The following is a 15,138-nucleotide window of genomic DNA, read 5'->3' on the forward strand; positions in this document are numbered from 1 at the left end:
CCGCTGAGCGGAGTGCCCCGGCCCGGCTGCCGCCGGGGCGGGGCAGGGCACGGCAGAGCACGGCAGGGCACGGCACTCCGGCGCCGTCACCAGCCGGGGCGCTCCAGGACCTCGACCACGGCGCTCGCCAGGGAGATCCCGGCGCCGTTGCCGGTGAGCAGGACGTGGTCACCGGGGCCGATCTCGCCGCTCTCCACCAGGTGGTCCAGGGAGAGGAACTGGTCGCACGCCGCGACGTGCCCCAGGGTGCGGCCCAGGTCGAGCATGCCGCGCGCGGGTTCGATGCCCAGCGGGCGCAGCAGGCCCTCCAGGTACCGGGGGTTGCCGGTGAACACATGGGTGACCCGGGTGATGTCGGCCGAGGTGAGGCCCGCCTCCTCGATCGCCCGGCGGGCCAGGGCGGTGCGGGTCTCCATCAGCTGCCGGGCCATGCTCTGGCGCAGGTCCCGGTCCGGGAAGCTGTCGGCGTAGTCGGCCATCCGGCGGCCCAGCGGCATCCGGGTGCCGCCGGTCGCGGCCGGTGGGAACATCTGCTCGTCGCCCCGGTACAGCCTCTCCCAGGCGGAGATCGAGGAGTGGACGAGCGAGCGGATCCGCAGCGGACCCGGGGTCGCCGACAGGAGGACCGCGCAGCCGGCGTCACCCAGGACCGATCCGCGTCCGGTGGCCCAGCCGTCCGCGTAGGTGAACCGGTCGCCCGCCGGGGTGCCGAAGTTGTCGGCCGCCGTCACCAGGACGGCCGACCCCTCCAGGGCGTGGGTGAGGTAGCCGTACGCGAGGCGGGCGCCGTCCAGCATCGCCGTGCAGCCCTGGTCCAGGCCGATCGCCGGCGCCGCCGTGCCGAGGACCTGGTCCTGCACGTAGTTGACGGCGTACCAGCCCTCCGGGCCCTGGTGGTAGGTGCCGCCGTGCAGGACCAGGCACACGTCCTCGGCCGCCAGGCCGGACCGCTTGAGGGCCAGCCGGCCCGCCTCCGCGGCCAGTTCGGGGGCGGGTGTGTCGTCGGCGATCGCGATGCCGGTCCAGCCCGCGGCGAGCGCCTCCGCCGCACCGGGCCGGCCGGCCGCGACCGCCTCGGTGATCGGCCACCGCCGGGGCACCTCGGAGGCCAGGCCGGCGATGTACAGGTTCTCCGTCCTCACGCAGTGCCCCCCAGGCCGATCAGCAGATGGCAGAGGAACACGGCCGGCAGGTAGCCGACCACGGCCCCGACGGGCCAGCGGGCCGCCCCGGTCCGGCTGAAGCGGCGGGCGGCGAGGGCGGCGACGGCGACCGGCAGCAGCGCCAGCCAGCCCCACCCGGCCGGTCCGCCCTCCCACGGCCGCAGCACCGCCAGCGACACCGCGGCGGACGCGGCGGCGGAGCCGAGCGCGAGCGCGACGGTCCTGCGCAGGCCGAAGACCCGGACATAGGTGCGTTCGTGCGCGCCCGGCTCGCGGACCACCTTGCGGACCAGTTCGTGGTGGGTGGCGGCCAGCATGATCACCGCCAGCAGCGGCAGCACGTGCTTCCCGGCCCGCGCGACCGTGTCGCCGTCCAGCCCGGTGTCGTGCAGGAACACCGCGTACAGGTAGAGGTTGAGCAGCACCTGGACCGGGGAGCTCAGCAGGACGCCAGTGACGACGGCATCGCCGCGCGGCCACCCCAGTCGCAGCTCGGCCCCCACCAACAGTGTGGTGTAGACGAGTTGGGCGGCGATCAGCAGCAGGGCGGCCCGGTTGCCGGCGTTCAGGAGGAGCAGGAACGCGGCCCCGGCGCCGGACAGGAGGTACAGGTCGCGCGGCAGTACGGCGCCGCGCGCCAGCGGGCGGGACGGGTTGTGGCGCCGGTCGTACGGCAGGTCTCGCAGGTCGTCGGCGGCCCGCAGGAGGAGCAGGTCGACCAGCACGGTCAGTGCGGCGCCCACCGTGCCCCAGCCCGGCCGCCAGTGCCCGACCCGCGCGTCGGCGGCGGCGAACAGCCCGGTGGCGCCCACCGCCCACACCCCGGCGAACACCAGCGACAGGGGCAGCGGGAAGCTGCCGCGCAGGAAGGCGCCGAGGCGGACGGCGAACGGGCCCGGGTCGGCGGCCGCCGTGGTGGAGGCCGGTGCCTCCGGAACGGTGGCCGCCTCCGGCCCCGTCGCGGCGGGCCGGGCGGCCGGGTGGCTCACGCCCGCCGCCCCTCCGCGGCGGGGAGCGCCGCGGCACCGGCCGCCGTCCAGCGGACCGGCAACTGCCAGACGCCGTTGATGAACATCGTCCGCCGCCAGTCCAACTCGTCCTCGGCGACAGCGAGTTCCAGCACCTCGAAGCGGCGCAGCAGCGCGTTGACGCCGATCTGCAGTTCGGCCCGGGCGAGTTCGGCACCCAGGCACAGATGACGGCCGTAGCCGAAGGCGAGGTGGGAGCCCACGTCCGCACGGTCCGGGTCGAAGGCGTCCGGGTCGGTGAAGACGGCCGGGTCGCGGTTGGCGGTGTCGGTGAGCGGCACCACGATCCGCCCGGCCGCCACCGGGCAGCCGCCCAGCACGGTGTCCTCGGTCACCAGGTGCGGCGCCCCGCCGGTGTTGTTGAGGGAGCTGAAGCGCAGCATCTCCTCGACCGCCGCCGGGATCCGCGCGGGCTCAGCGCGCAGGCGCTTCACCAGCTCGGGGTGGCGCAGCAGGAGCAGCACGCACATGCCGAAGGAGTTGCCGGTCGTCTCGTAGCCGGCCATCAGCATGCCCGAGCCGAGGGAGACCACCTCCCGGTCGGACAGCCGCTGGTCGGGGTCGTCGTCCGGACGCAGCGCCAGCCTGGTGAGCAGGTCGTCGGCCGGGGTGCCGGCCTCGGCGGCGCGCCGCTTGCCGTCGACCAGGGCGGTGAAGTACTCGTCCATCCGCGCCTGGGCGGCGGCGACCTCCTCCCGGGTGTGACCGGAGGTGGACATCAGGATGTCCACCTCCGCGCGCAGCATCGCGCTGTCCTCGACCGGGACGCCGAGCACCTCGCAGATGACCCGCATCGGGAAGGGCACGGTGAAGCCGCCCACCAGATCGGTCTCGCCGCCGGTGGCACCGGCGATCAGGTCGTCGAGCAGCTGCTCGGCGAGGGCCTCCAGGCGCGGCCGCAGCAGGCGGACCTGGCGGGCGGTGAACGCCGGGAGGATCGCGCGCCGGCGCCGGGTGTGGTCGGGCGCGTCGGCGGTGGCCAGCAGGACGGACTCGGTCTTGCGGGCGAACAGCGGGCGGGCCAGCTCGGTGTAGCCGGCCCGGCTGAAGCGGTCGTCGCCGAGGACCGCCGTGACGTCCTCGTGCCGGGTGACCAGCAGGGCGGGCTGCCCGCTGGAGAGCTGCACCGGGTGCGGGGCGCGGGCGTGCAGCACGCCGTGGTACGCGTCCGGCGGGCGCACGTCGCCGGCGGGCGGGAAGGGGAAACGGGCCGGGTCGTCGGTCATGTCCTGTCGCCCTTCTCGGTGGTGGCGGTTCCGTCGGTCGGAGTGGTCCCGTCGGTCGGGGTGGTCCCGTCGGTCGGGGTGGTCCCGTCGGTCGGGGTGGTCCCGTCCGACTCCCCCGGCTCCTCGGGCTCCTCCGGCTGTTCGGACGGCGGCAGCAGCCGCACCGTCCCGGCCGCGCCGTCGATCTCGATCCAGGCGCCGTCGGGGATCTCCGTGGTGGCCCCCGGGACGGCGACCACGGTGGGGACGCCGAGCAGCCGGCCGGTGATCGCCGTGTGGGACAGCAGGGTGCCGCGTTCGACGACCATGCCGGTGGCGGACATCATCAGGAACAGCCAGCCCGGGTCGGTCTCCCGGGCGACCAGGATCCGCCCGGCGGCGAGGTCCGGGTCGGTGGACGGGTCCAGCACCACCTTGGCCCGGCCGCGCACCACGCCGCCGCTGGAGCCGATGCCCCGCAGCAGCCCGTCGTCGACGGCGGCGGCCGTGCCCACCGCGCTCGCCCTCGGCAGCGCCCGGGCGAGCGGCAGTCCGGCGGGCGTGCCCAGCAGGGCAGGGCGCTGCGGGTTCTTCGCCCAGCGCTCGCGCTGCGTGCGGCGCAGCGCGACCAGGGCGCGCAGGTCGGTCACGGTGCCGGTGCCGTCGAAGGCGCCGATGACCTCCTCCACGGTCAGGTCGGCGACGTCGAGCGCGTCGTCCAGGACGCCGGTGCGGGCGAGTTCCGCGCCCAGCCGCCACATCACGTCGCGCGACAGCCCGAACAGCTGGGTGCGGCAGAACCGGGTGTCCTCGCGGATCCGGGCGAGGTCGCGGGCGAGGGAGGTGACGCCGAGCAGGACGGCCCGCCGGGCCGGGTTCGGGAGCACCTCGCGCAGTCGTTCGCGGGCCTTGCGGGCGGCCGCCTGCTCGTCTGCGCGGCTGGCCGCCACCGTCGCACCCTGGCGCACCAGCGGGCGGATCAGCGCGAGCACGGTCCAAGGCCGCTGACGCGGTGTGGGCTCCTCCAGCTTCAGGTCGTGCAGCGCGCGGTCGCCGTAGCGGGCGACGTAACCGCGCGCGGCGTCGCCGACGGCGGCACCGTGGTGGCCCTCGACGATCTGCCGCCACAGCTGCTCGGGGTCGCTCGCGTCGTCGAGCACGGCGGCCCGCAGCTCGGGGACGGCGCCGACGAGTTCGGCCAGGCCCATGGCCGCGCGCACCGCCTCCAGCGAGCGGTTCTCCCGCCCGCCGCCCATCAGCCCGACCAGGACCTGCGGGCCCTCGCCGGTCCAGCGGCGCAGCAGGATGCTGCCCGCGCCGAGCACGACGAGCGCGATGAACGCGTTCACCAGGGTGACGCCCCAGCGCTCGCCGGCGCGCTCCCAGAGCCGCCGGTAGAAGGCGATCAGCTCCTCCGGCGAGTCGCCGACGGTCTCGGCCTCGGCCATCTGCCGGTCCCACCAGCGCAGGAAGCTCTTCACCTGCCACGGGTGGAGGGCGCTGCGCCAGGCCAGCCGGGGCAGCGCCAGGGCGACGGCCGGGGCGGCCCAGCGGCGCTCGCCGCGGGCGGGGCCGGTGATGCCCATCGCCTGTTCCCAGCCGCGGCGCACGAGTTCGAACATCGGCATCTGCCCGTGCAGGGCGTGCCAGTCGTCCAGCCGGTAGTAGACCTGGCCCTCCAGGTAGCCGACCATCCGGGCGAGGCGGTGGGCGTTGTCCCGCACCCAGGACTCGGGGACGCCCATCCGCCGGTAGAGGTCGGTGAAGGAGCGGCGGTAGAACTCGCGGGACTGGGAGAAGGTCAGCGCGCCGGAGACACCGGGGAAGCTCTCGGTGATGTTGTGGTTGCCCCAGTAGACCTGGGCGCTCCCCGGCTCCTCCGGCGCGGCGGCGGCGGTCGCCGGGCCGGTACCGGTCGCCGCGCCGGTGCCGGTCGTGGCCGTGGCCGTGGCCGTGGCCGTGGGCGGCGCGGTGACCAGCGGGCGGGCCTGGAGCAGGTGGACGACGCCGTCCTCGGTGAGGGCGCCCTCGATGTCCTGCGGGACGCCGAAGAGTTCCTCCACCCGCGCGGCCAGCTCGGCCACCGCGCGCACCTGGTCGTCGTCCAGTACCGGGACGTCGGCGAGGTCGGCGGCCACCGGCAGCAGCACCGGCGAACCGGCGGCGGCGCCCTCGGGCAGTCCCATCGACCACTGCTTGCGCACGGTCCGCGCGGTCACCTCGTCGGTGGCCGGGTCGTGGAAGAAGTGGTCGATGTCCGCCTTCTCCTGGACGACGCCCTCGCCGATGCCGTAGGCGGCCGCGACGACGCGGAGGACCGCGCCGTCGCGCGGGTCGCGGGTGAACGCGACGAACGAGCGGCTGCCGAGCACCATCCGCTGGATGCCGACGGCCACCCGGGCCCGCAGCGGGTCCAGGCCGCGCAGGGTCCGGTAGCGCACGGCCTGCGGGTTGAACGCGGAGGCCCAGCAGCGCAGGACGGCGTCCTCGACGCCGTCCTCGTCGACGTAGAGGAAGCTGTCGCTCATGCCGGCGAACGGGTCGACCGCGCTGTCCTCGCCGATCGCCTCGGCCGCGTCGGCCTCCGGGGCGGCACCACCGGAAGCGTCATCGGCACCGGCACTGGCACCGGCACCGGCGTTGGCCGGGACCACGCACGCCCGCACCGCGACCAGGCCGTCCGGCCCGGCCACGGCCGCGAACTCCTTGCGGATCCGCTCGGCCAGCGCCACCGGCAGCCGCGCGCCGCCCAGGGCCTCCCGGGCCGCCGCGCACCAGCTCTCCACCTCCGCCCGGTCGGCGCCGTCCACCGGCTCGGCCGGCAGGGACGGGCGCAGCGCGTCCAGGGCCTCGTCGAAGGCGGCGGCGGGCAGGCAGAAGAACTCCGGTACCCGGAACCCGGCCCGCCGCAGCACCTCCTGCCGGGCGAACTTGTTCCCGACCCGGGCGGCGTCGGCCAGCACCTCGCCGCCGTCCGTCGCCGCGGTCACCACGAGTTCGGTCATGCGCCCCCACCACCCCGTCCCGTGCCGCCCCAGCCGTCCAGGTGCAGCACGCTGTCCACCGGCCGGCGCGGCGCCGGTCCGAATCCGTCCCCCAACACGTGCGCGGTGGGGATCAGGGCCCCCTGGCGCACGTCGCCCGGCAGCCCGAGGAGGTCGGCGACCTCCTGCTCGGCGTCCAGGTGCACCGTCGTCCACGCCGTTCCCAGGCCGCGGGCGCGCGCGGCGAGCATGTAGCTCCAGGCGGCGGGGAGGAGCGAGCCCCACACCCCCGCCTGGTTGGCCGCCGTGAGCGGGCGGCTGCCGAGCTCCAGGCAGGGGATCACCAGCACCGGCACCTCGTGCAGGTGCTCCGCCAGGTGCCGGCCGCCGGCCAGCATCCGGTCCGACACCCCTCCCGCGGACACCGCACCGACCGACGTCCCGCCCGCCGCCGCTTCCCCGGCGGCGGCGGTCGGCGGGTAGCGGGCCTCGAACGACCGCCGGTAGACCTCGGCGATCCGCTTGCGCAGGCCCTCCTCGACCACCACCAGCCAGTGCCAGCGCTGGGTGTTGCCGCCGTTGGGCGCCTGGAGCGCGATCTCCACGCACTCGCGGACCTGGTCGAGGTCCACCGGGCGTGACAGGTCCAGCCGCAGCCGCACCGATCGCGTGGTCGTGAGCAGTTCGTCCGGCGTCGCCGGCACCCCGACCCGCGGCGGGCGGGCGGAGGCGCTCACCAGAGACCCGGCACGAGGCGGGAGTGCCCGGCCGCGTAGTCGCGGTAGCCGGGGATGTTCAGCAGCATCCGCTCCTCGGTGCGGATCCGGAAGGTGATCGCGGCGGCGAGCACGACCAGCAGCACCACGCTCAGCGGGTTCAGGAAGAACAGCACGAAGCCGACGTGCGCCGACAGCATTCCCGCGTAGGCGGGGTGCCGGATGAACCGGTAGACGCCCCAGGTGACGACCTGGTGGTCCGTCTGCCGGGTCACGTGGTGCGAGTAGAACCGCCCCAGCGTGCGGATCGCCACCTGCCGCAGCACCACCCCGCCGACGAACACCGCCGCCGGGAGCAGCAGCAGCGGCGACCACTCGTCCCAGGGCAGCGGCCCCAGCACGGCCGCGGACACGGTCGCGATCCGGGCCGTCGCGTAGAACAGCAGCGACGCCGACTCGCGCGGCGCCGAACCGGAGGTCCGGAAGGTCACCGGGATCTCGACCGCCAGCCACGCCAGGTAGCAGGCGGCCAGGACGGCCGCCACCAGGTCCACCCCTTCGCCCGCGTGCCGCAGGTGGACCACCAAGCCGGTGGCCACCGCGATCACCGCGACGACGAACAACAACTGCGGCGCCCGCACCGCCCAGGACGAGCCCGTGCCCGTCACCTGTTCCGCCCCACTCACTTCGCCGACCTCCGCTTCAAGTAACCCGCGCGGCTGAGGGTGTGGACGCCGATCTGCAACCGGCCGTACCCCTCGCCGCTCTCCGCATCCACCACCGCGAACCGGTACACCGCGCGCGCCCCGCGCGCCGGTGCGAACTCCCACCACAGCTCCAACGGCACCTCCACCGGCAGGCCGGTCGGCAGGTCCGCCTCCAGCGAGAGCCAGAGCATCTGCGCGTCCAGGTCCCGCCCGTGGGCCGTGTGGCCCAGCATCGTCGCCATCTGCCGGGCCGACTCGACCAGCGCGCCCAGGGTGTGCACCCCGGCGCCCGCCAGCCGGTGGCCCGGTGGCGGCACCAGTACCGCGGCCCGCTCGACCCGCACCGCCCCGCCCAGCAGGACGTTCTCCGGCCGGTGCCGGTGCACCAGCGTCGGATCGGCGGGAACCGCGGGGTCGGCCGGAACCCCGGTCTCCCGCCCGGCTCGGACCGGGGCCGGCGTCCCGCCGAAGCGGATCGAGGCCCGGCTGACGGCCTCGCCGTCCTGCAGCGCCACCAACTCCCAGGCCGGCCCGTCGTCGGCCGCGATCGGACCGCCGCTCAGCCACACCGGAGGGCCCAGCTCACACATCCGGTCGAAGCTCATCGAGAGCCGTAGCCGGCCACCGTCCGCGTCGACCCACTCCGGTGCCCGGGCCCCGAGGACGTCCAGCACCCCTGCCACCAGCACCATTCCGGGCACATGGTCGAGCGGGTGATCGAAGAAACAGAGGTCTTCCTCATCCACCACCACCGGGACGACCAGCCCCGGCTCCGATCCGCCGACAATTGCGGACGGAACCCCATCTCCTTGGTCGAATCCCTCCCCCCGGAAGTCTTCTGACGAACTGTCATGAACCGATGGAACGTCAGTTCCATATGAGACACCTGGTACCAACGAGGTCACGAGGACCGAGGTAACCATCGATCACCTGTCCGAGCAACCCGGACCGGCCCACACCCCGACCGGGCCCCGCCAGCGACCAAAAACACCCGCAGCGATGGCCGAAAACCCCATCGCCGACACCACCCCGGGCCGTCCCGGCCGGCCCGGGGACGGCGGGGAACCGCCGCTCCGGGCCGGGCCGCGCTGCCGCCTACGGCTGCAGCATGACGAGCAGCTCGGTACCGGGCACCAACTTCCGGTTGACGGAGGTGGACTGGACGAAGACCGTGTAGGAGGGGTTGTCGCCGGGCTTGACCGTGGCCTCCGCATCCGGCAGGCCGAGGAGCCGGCGGGCCGCCGGGCCCGAGAACACCTTGCCGGTCATCCGGCCGGTGGCCGGGTCCTTCTCCGCGACGGCGAGCTGCTTGCCGCCCTGGATCCGCTCCCGCTTGGACAGCTCGTAGAAGGCACAGCCCGTCCGGTAGGTGTGCCCCGCACCGGTGACGAACTCGCGGATGGGCAGCTGCCGGTCGACCGGGACGAGGGCGTACGCACCCGCGTCCAGGGCGTCGAGCTCGGCGGTGACGTCCGCGGCACTGAGGTCCTGCCCCATGGTGAAGAGGTTCTTGGTGCCCCGCACGCCCTTCTCCCGGCCGCGCAGGAAGCTCGTGGCGGCGGACTTGACGGTGCCGATCGCCTCCTCGACGCCCTTGCTGGAGTCGGCGTCCCAGATCGCGATATTGCCCGCCGGGAACCCGTACTCCTGGGCGGTGCGCTTGGCCAGGGAATTCGGCACCAGGATCGCCGAGGTCCAGTGGTCGGGGAGCCCCGCCATGGCCCCGTGGATCCGCTCCATCCAACCGCGCAGCACCGCCTTGCCCTTGGCGCCCGGTATCCGGATGTGCATCTTGCCGCTCTCGGAACAGCCGGAGGCGTTCTCCTCCCCGTCGGTGACGACGACCTGGAGGAAGGAGTGCTCCCCGTACCCCTCCCAGATGTTCTTCAGATCGTCGACGGACTTCACGGCCGCCTCGATCAGCGCCGTCGCGCCGTTGTCGACCCGGTAGAGGCCCTTCAGGGAGGGCAGATGCTTGACGTCCATGTCCCAGACGAGGTTGTGCACTTCGTGGTCGAAGGCGTAGAGGCTGATCCGGGTCTCGTGCCCGAGCCGGTCGGACTCCTCCTGGAGGCCCTTCACGAACTCGTCCACGACCCGGATCAGCTGCTGCTCGTGCTGGCGCATCGAGCCGGACTTGTCGACCACCAGCGAAACGTGGTTGACCTTGTGGTCGATCCTGTTCGTGGACATTCTTCTCCCCTTTTCCCAACGCCTTTTCCGGCGCCTTCCGGCGCTCCCCTCGGCGTTGTTCCAACTCTATGGGGAGGCACTGACAATTCCGCCGGACCGGTGGGCGGCTGCCGCCGGGGAATCGGGCCGGGACCCCGGACCGAAAATCGGATCGGGGCCCTCGGGCCGGGGAAGCGAGCCGGCCCTCGGGCCGGGGAATCAGGCCGGGCCGGGGGCGGCGCCCGTGGCCCGGGCGTGCAGCAGGGCGGCGAGCGCGTCGGCGTACGGGCGGGGCCGGCGCCGGCGGGGCAGCGCGAGGCCGAAGTGCCGGGCGGGACGCGGCGGGTTGACGGGGACGACCCGGGTGCCGGGCTGCGGCGGTTCGAGCGCGACCTGCGGGACGAGGGAGACGCCGACGCCGGCGGCGACCAGCGAACGGGCGAAGAAGTAGTCGGTGGTGGAGCCCGCGACCCGCAGTTCGAAGCCGGCCAGCAGGGCGTGGCGGCGCAGGAAGGCCTCGGTCTTCGTGCAGCCCAGCACCCAGGGGTCGTCGGCGAGTTCGGAGAGGTCGAGGGCGTCCCGGCCGGCCAGCGGATGGTGCTCGGGCAGGACGACGGACAGCGGGTCCGTCATCAGCGGCGTCCACTCCAGGCCGGAGCGGTCGCCGGGGACGACGGGCAGCGGCCCGTCGAAGTGGTAGGCGAGGGCGAGGTCGGCGCTGCCGTCGCGGACCATCGGGAGGCTGTCCTCCGGTTCGCGCTCGACGATCCGCAGTTCGACCTCCGGGTGCGCCGCCGCGAACCGGGCCAGCACCGGGGGCAGCAGGTGGCGGCCGCCGCTGGTGAAGGTGACGAGCGTCAGCCGGGGCCGGTCCGCGCCGAGGCGCGCGATCCGCTCCTCGGCGTGCCGCAGTTCGGCGCCCACCGCGACGGCGGCGTCGACCAGCAGCCGGCCCGCCTCGGTCAGCCGCACCCCGCGCGTCGAGCGCTCCACCACGGTGGTGCCGAGACCGCGTTCGAGGGCCGCGATCTGCTGGGAGACGGCGGAGGGCGTCAGCAGCAGCGCGCCGGCGGCACGGTTGAAGCTGCCGTGCTCGGCCACGGCCTGGAGCATGGTGAGCCGTCTGACGTCGAGCATGGTGGTTCCCCCCGGGTCCGCGCTGGTGCCGCCGCCCTGCTCGGCGGGCGGGCGCGGAGAGGACAGTACCCCGACGGCGCCGCTTCCGCGCACGGATCGACCGATCGACCGGTCGGCCGGCGGAGCCGGTCGGCCGGTCGATCAGCCCCCGGCGGGCCCCGGCCCCGGCGGAGCCGGCGTCAGGACCGTGCCGACCAGCTCCGCCAGCCGCGCCCGCAGCTCCTCCCGGTCCAGGCCGCCCGGTCCGGCCAGGTGCTCGACCAGGTCGGCCCGGACCGCGGCGAGCAGGACGTGGGCGGTGAAGCCGCTGTCGGCCGCGACCGGGACCCGCTCCAGCAGCGTGCGGAGCAGGGCGTGCCAGCGCGCGTAGTGCTCCGTCCGGTACGGACTGGCGTCGCCGTCCTCCAGGGCCAGGGCGAGCGCGCGGTTGTCGAGCTTGAAGCGGAGCAGGGCGTCGAGCAGGGCGGGGACGCGCTCGGCCGGCGGGGCGTCCGGCCCGAGCGGTGGCGGGCCGGTCCCGACGGCGGCGCCGAGCGGTTCGAGCCGGGCCTCGTACAGCGCGCGGAGCAGCCCGGCCCGGTCGCCGAAGGCCCGGAACAGCGTGCCCTTGCCGACGCCCGCCGCCGCCGCGACCTCGGCCATGGTGACGTCCTCGGCGTTCTCCCGCCGGGCGAACAGGGCGTCGGCGGCCGCGAGAACGGCCTCCCGGTTGCGGACGGCGTCCTTGCGGGACCTGTGCTCGGACATGCGTCCGCTCCCCTCTCGTACGGGCCCGGGGTCCGCGCCGTTGAAACGGACCGGTGGTCCGTACGGCCGGAGGACGAGGATACCCAGGCCGACCGGGCGGGGCGGCCGCGCGGCGGGGAGGCACGGCGTGGCGGCGGGGCGGGGGGGGACGGGGCGCAGCAGGACGGGGTCGACCGACGGGGCCGCCGACCGACGGGTCTTCACCAAAGATCCGCGAGGACCACCCCCAACAGATCTTGACCCCGACGGGCAGATAGTATGTACCCGCACGTGAGGCCCGGCAGACGGCTTCCCGTTGCGTGCGGCCGCCCTTGAGGCCCCTTCCGCGCGCCCCCTCCCGCCTGCCGACACCCGTGGCGCCGTCCGTGACCCCCGACGCCGGACGGGCAGCACCGGGTCGCCGACCCGTCCCGCCCGCACCGCCGCGCGCGGGAACCCCCGCACCGGACCGCGGCCCCGCGCGGGCCGTTCCCGTGCGCGTCCATCAACGAGTCCATCAACGAAACGTCAGCTCAGGTATCCTCATGCACCCCCACCACGCCGTGATCGACGGCTTCCACTACGGCTGGCTCAACCCGGTCCTGTCCTACCTGGTCGCCTGCACCGGAGCCGCGCTCGGCCTGCGCTGCACCGTCCGCGCCCTCGACCTGCCGCCGCGCAGACGGCTCGGCTGGCTGCTGCTCGGCGCCGCCGAGATCGGCTGCGGCATCTGGACGATGCACTTCCTGGCGATGCTGGGCTTCACCGTCAGCGGCTCGACCATCCTCTACAACGTGCCCCTGACGCTGTGCAGCCTGGTGCTGGCGATCGTGGTCTGCGGCCTCGGCATCCTCTATGTCGGCTACCGGCCGCGGAGCCTGAGCACCCTGCTGATCGGCGGCACCGTCATGGGCCTGGGCGTGGCGGCGATGCACTACCTCGGCATGGCCGCGATGCACGTCCAGGGGCAGGTGTCCTACGACACCCTGACCGTGGCCGGATCGATCGCGATCGCGGTCGCCGCGTCCGCCACCGCGCTCTGGATGACCCTGAACATCACCGGCATGCTGGCCTCGCTCGCCTCGGCGCTGATCGCCGGGGTCGCGGTGGTCGCGATGCACTACACCGGCATGGCCGCCGTGTCGGTGGTGCTGGACGGCCGGAGCCCGGTCGGCGGCCTGCCGGCCTCGCAGTTCATCACCCCGCTCGCGGTGGCCGTCCTCGTCCTGCTCTCGCTCGGCGGGATCGCGCTGATGCTGTCGCCGCACGACGCCTCGCTGTCCGGCCTGGACCGCGACCGGCCGGAGCCGGTCCGGGTGCCGCTGTTCGAGCGCCAGGGCTGAACGGCCCCGGCCCCTGCGGGCGGGGCTCCGACGCCGAACGGCCCGGCCGCGGGGGTTTCCCGCGGCCGGGCCGTTCGGCGTGCCCGTTCCTCGCTCGATGCCCGCACGTGGCGGTGAGGGTGCGCCAGGGACGGGTGTCGAGTTCGGCGGGGGTGCCGTCGAGGACGGCCGCGACAGAAGGCGGAGGTGCGGGGAAGCGGGGAGGCGCACCGGGGCGCGGGCCGACGGGGCGTGCGACTCCCGAGTGCGCCTGTTCCTCCCGGCGGCCGTCCGCCCGGTCCGGGCCGACTGCCAGCGGGAACGTCCAGGGGCGTGCACGACCGGCCGCAGGGGCGCGTTCGGACCGTGCCCGAAAGGGGGAACCCACCGCTCCGTGGCCGCGTCGACGGCTGCGAGACGACTCGCGGAGGGGGCCCACCGTGCGCGACCGGGAGCAACGGCAACAGGACCAGCACGACCCGCAGGACCCACAGGACCGAGGACACCGGCCGTACGACGACCCGGCCGCGGCGCCCGCCGACGGGTGGCGGCTGCCGGAGTACGACCACGAGCGGGAGCTGGGCGCCGGCGCCAGCGGCCGGGTCTGGCTCGCGCACCACCGCCCCACCGGCACCCCCGTCGCGATCAAGTACCTGCACGACCCGGCCGACGGCGCCGCGCTGCGGCGGGAGGCGACCGTCCTGGCCCGGGTCGACTCGCCGTACGTCACCCGGCTCTACGAGTACGTGGAGGCCGGGCCGTACGCGGCCATCGTGATGGAACTCGTCGACGGCCTCTCACTGCGCGCGCTGCTGCGGGCGGAGGGCGCCACCACCCCGGAGGCGGCGCTGGTGGTCCTCAAGGGCTCCCTGCTGGGGCTGGCCGCCGCGCACGCCGTCGGGCTCGTCCACCGCGACTACAAGCCGGCCAACGTCCTGGTCGCGGCCGACGGCAGCTCCAAGCTCGTGGACTTCGGCATCGCCGTCCCCGGCGGCGACGCCCGGGACATCTCCGGCACACCGGCCTACCTGGCGCCCGAGCAGTGGACCGGCGCGCCCGCCTCGCCCACCGCCGACGTCTACGCCGCCACCGTCACCTTCTTCGAGTGCCTGACCGGCGCCCGGCCGTTCGACGGCACGACGTCGATCGAACTCGCCGTCCAGCACCTGGAGTCGCCGGTGCCGGACGGGCTGGTCCCGGAGGCCGTGCGGCCGCTGGTCCGGGCCGGGATGGCGAAGCGGCCGGAGGAACGGCCGGCCGGCGCGGTGGAGTTCCTCCAGTTGCTGGAGGCGGCGGCCGCCACCGGCTACGGGGAGCTCTGGGAGGAGCACGGCCACGCCGACCTCGCCGTCCTGGTGGGGCTGCTGGCCGCGCTGCTGCCCCGGAGCGCGGCCGCGGCGCCCGGCGGGGCGGCCTCGCCCCCACTGCAACTCGTCGCCGCCGAGGGCTCGTTGCCGGACCGTTCCGTTCCCCGGGAGGGCGGTGGTGGTGCGGCCGGGACCGGCACTCCGGTTCCGCCGCGCGGGCGGGTCACGCTCGCGGGCCCGATGCGCCCCGGGCGCTCGCGCCGCCTGCGGCGCACCGGGGCGGTCGCGGGCACCCTCACGGTGGCCGTGCTGGCCGGAGTGGCGCTCGCCGGGACGACCCGGTCCGAGGACCGGACGGTGACGGGCAGCCCGATGCTGCGGGTCACCACCACGCTGGCCCCGACGGGCGGCGGGACGGCGACGACGCGGCCGCCCGTGCCGACAGGCCCGGCCTCCCCCGGCGCTCCGCGGTCCCCCTCGTCCTCCCGACCGACCTCCGCCTCCGCCTCCGCGCCGCCCTCCACGAGCCGGCCCGCAGTACCGCCTCCGTTCACGTCCCCCGCCGCGTCCCGGCCGTCCTCGTTCTCCCCGTCCGCGTCCCGGCCGCCCTCGGCCGTTCCCCCGCCGTCGCGCCCGCAGCCGCCGGCCACTGGCACACCGTCCACCGGCGC

Annotated in this window: 12 protein-coding genes; 2 read left to right on the forward strand and 10 right to left on the reverse strand. The window is 75.1% G+C overall.

Annotated elements, in window-relative coordinates; all coding sequences use genetic code 11:
* Positions 1-86: 86 nt before the first annotated feature.
* The 10 genes from ADK60_RS03665 to ADK60_RS03710 form a co-directional block, all read right to left on the reverse strand.
* On the reverse strand, positions 87-1,142 hold the full coding sequence (locus ADK60_RS03665) for a ketoacyl-ACP synthase III family protein (protein WP_053643200.1): 1,056 nt from the start codon (positions 1,140-1,142) through the stop codon (positions 87-89).
* Positions 1,139-2,152, reverse strand: a complete 1,014-nt coding sequence (locus tag ADK60_RS03670) for an SPOR domain-containing protein (RefSeq protein ID WP_053643201.1) — start codon at positions 2,150-2,152, stop codon at positions 1,139-1,141. Before ADK60_RS03670 ends, ADK60_RS03665 begins: the two co-directional genes overlap by 4 nt.
* Positions 2,149-3,417 carry a cytochrome P450 gene (locus tag ADK60_RS03675; protein ID WP_053643203.1) on the reverse strand — a complete coding sequence of 423 codons (1,269 nt, stop codon included), beginning with the start codon at positions 3,415-3,417 and terminating at the stop codon, positions 2,149-2,151. The genes ADK60_RS03670 and ADK60_RS03675 overlap by 4 nt, the downstream gene beginning before the upstream one ends.
* A complete protein-coding gene (locus ADK60_RS03680; protein ID WP_053643205.1) occupies positions 3,414-6,401 on the reverse strand; it encodes a PEP/pyruvate-binding domain-containing protein in 2,988 nt (995 codons plus the stop codon). The genes ADK60_RS03675 and ADK60_RS03680 overlap by 4 nt, the downstream gene beginning before the upstream one ends.
* On the reverse strand, positions 6,398-7,117 hold the full coding sequence (locus tag ADK60_RS03685) for a nitroreductase family protein (RefSeq protein WP_199839590.1): 720 nt from the start codon (positions 7,115-7,117) through the stop codon (positions 6,398-6,400). Before ADK60_RS03685 ends, ADK60_RS03680 begins: the two co-directional genes overlap by 4 nt.
* Complete coding sequence (locus tag ADK60_RS03690; RefSeq protein WP_107084399.1) at positions 7,114-7,782, reverse strand: methyltransferase family protein; 669 nt, start codon at positions 7,780-7,782, stop codon at positions 7,114-7,116. The genes ADK60_RS03685 and ADK60_RS03690 overlap by 4 nt, the downstream gene beginning before the upstream one ends.
* On the reverse strand, positions 7,779-8,495 hold the full coding sequence (locus tag ADK60_RS03695; RefSeq protein ID WP_052709698.1) for an AfsA-related hotdog domain-containing protein: 717 nt from the start codon (positions 8,493-8,495) through the stop codon (positions 7,779-7,781). Before ADK60_RS03695 ends, ADK60_RS03690 begins: the two co-directional genes overlap by 4 nt.
* Positions 8,496-8,898: 403 nt before the next feature.
* Positions 8,899-9,996: a vWA domain-containing protein gene (locus ADK60_RS03700; protein WP_053643207.1), complete on the reverse strand. Its 1,098-nt coding sequence runs from the start codon at positions 9,994-9,996 to the stop codon at positions 8,899-8,901.
* A gap of 198 nt (positions 9,997-10,194) precedes the next feature.
* Positions 10,195-11,112 carry a LysR family transcriptional regulator gene (locus ADK60_RS03705; RefSeq protein WP_053643209.1) on the reverse strand — a complete coding sequence of 306 codons (918 nt, stop codon included), beginning with the start codon at positions 11,110-11,112 and terminating at the stop codon, positions 10,195-10,197.
* Between the two features lie 141 nt (positions 11,113-11,253).
* On the reverse strand, positions 11,254-11,859 hold the full coding sequence (locus ADK60_RS03710; protein WP_053643211.1) for a TetR/AcrR family transcriptional regulator: 606 nt from the start codon (positions 11,857-11,859) through the stop codon (positions 11,254-11,256).
* 524 nt (positions 11,860-12,383) lie between these two features.
* Between ADK60_RS03710 and ADK60_RS03715 the strand changes: the two genes are divergently transcribed.
* Positions 12,384-13,181, forward strand: a complete 798-nt coding sequence (locus ADK60_RS03715; RefSeq protein ID WP_053643213.1) for an MHYT domain-containing protein — start codon at positions 12,384-12,386, stop codon at positions 13,179-13,181.
* A 419-nt stretch (positions 13,182-13,600) separates the two neighbouring features.
* Positions 13,601-15,138 (forward strand): serine/threonine-protein kinase (locus ADK60_RS03720; protein ID WP_053643216.1); only part of this gene is annotated, 1,538 nt, incomplete at its 3' end.

This window comes from Streptomyces sp. XY431 (assembly GCF_001279805.1).
Lineage (GTDB): Bacteria > Actinomycetota > Actinomycetes > Streptomycetales > Streptomycetaceae > Kitasatospora > Kitasatospora purpeofusca.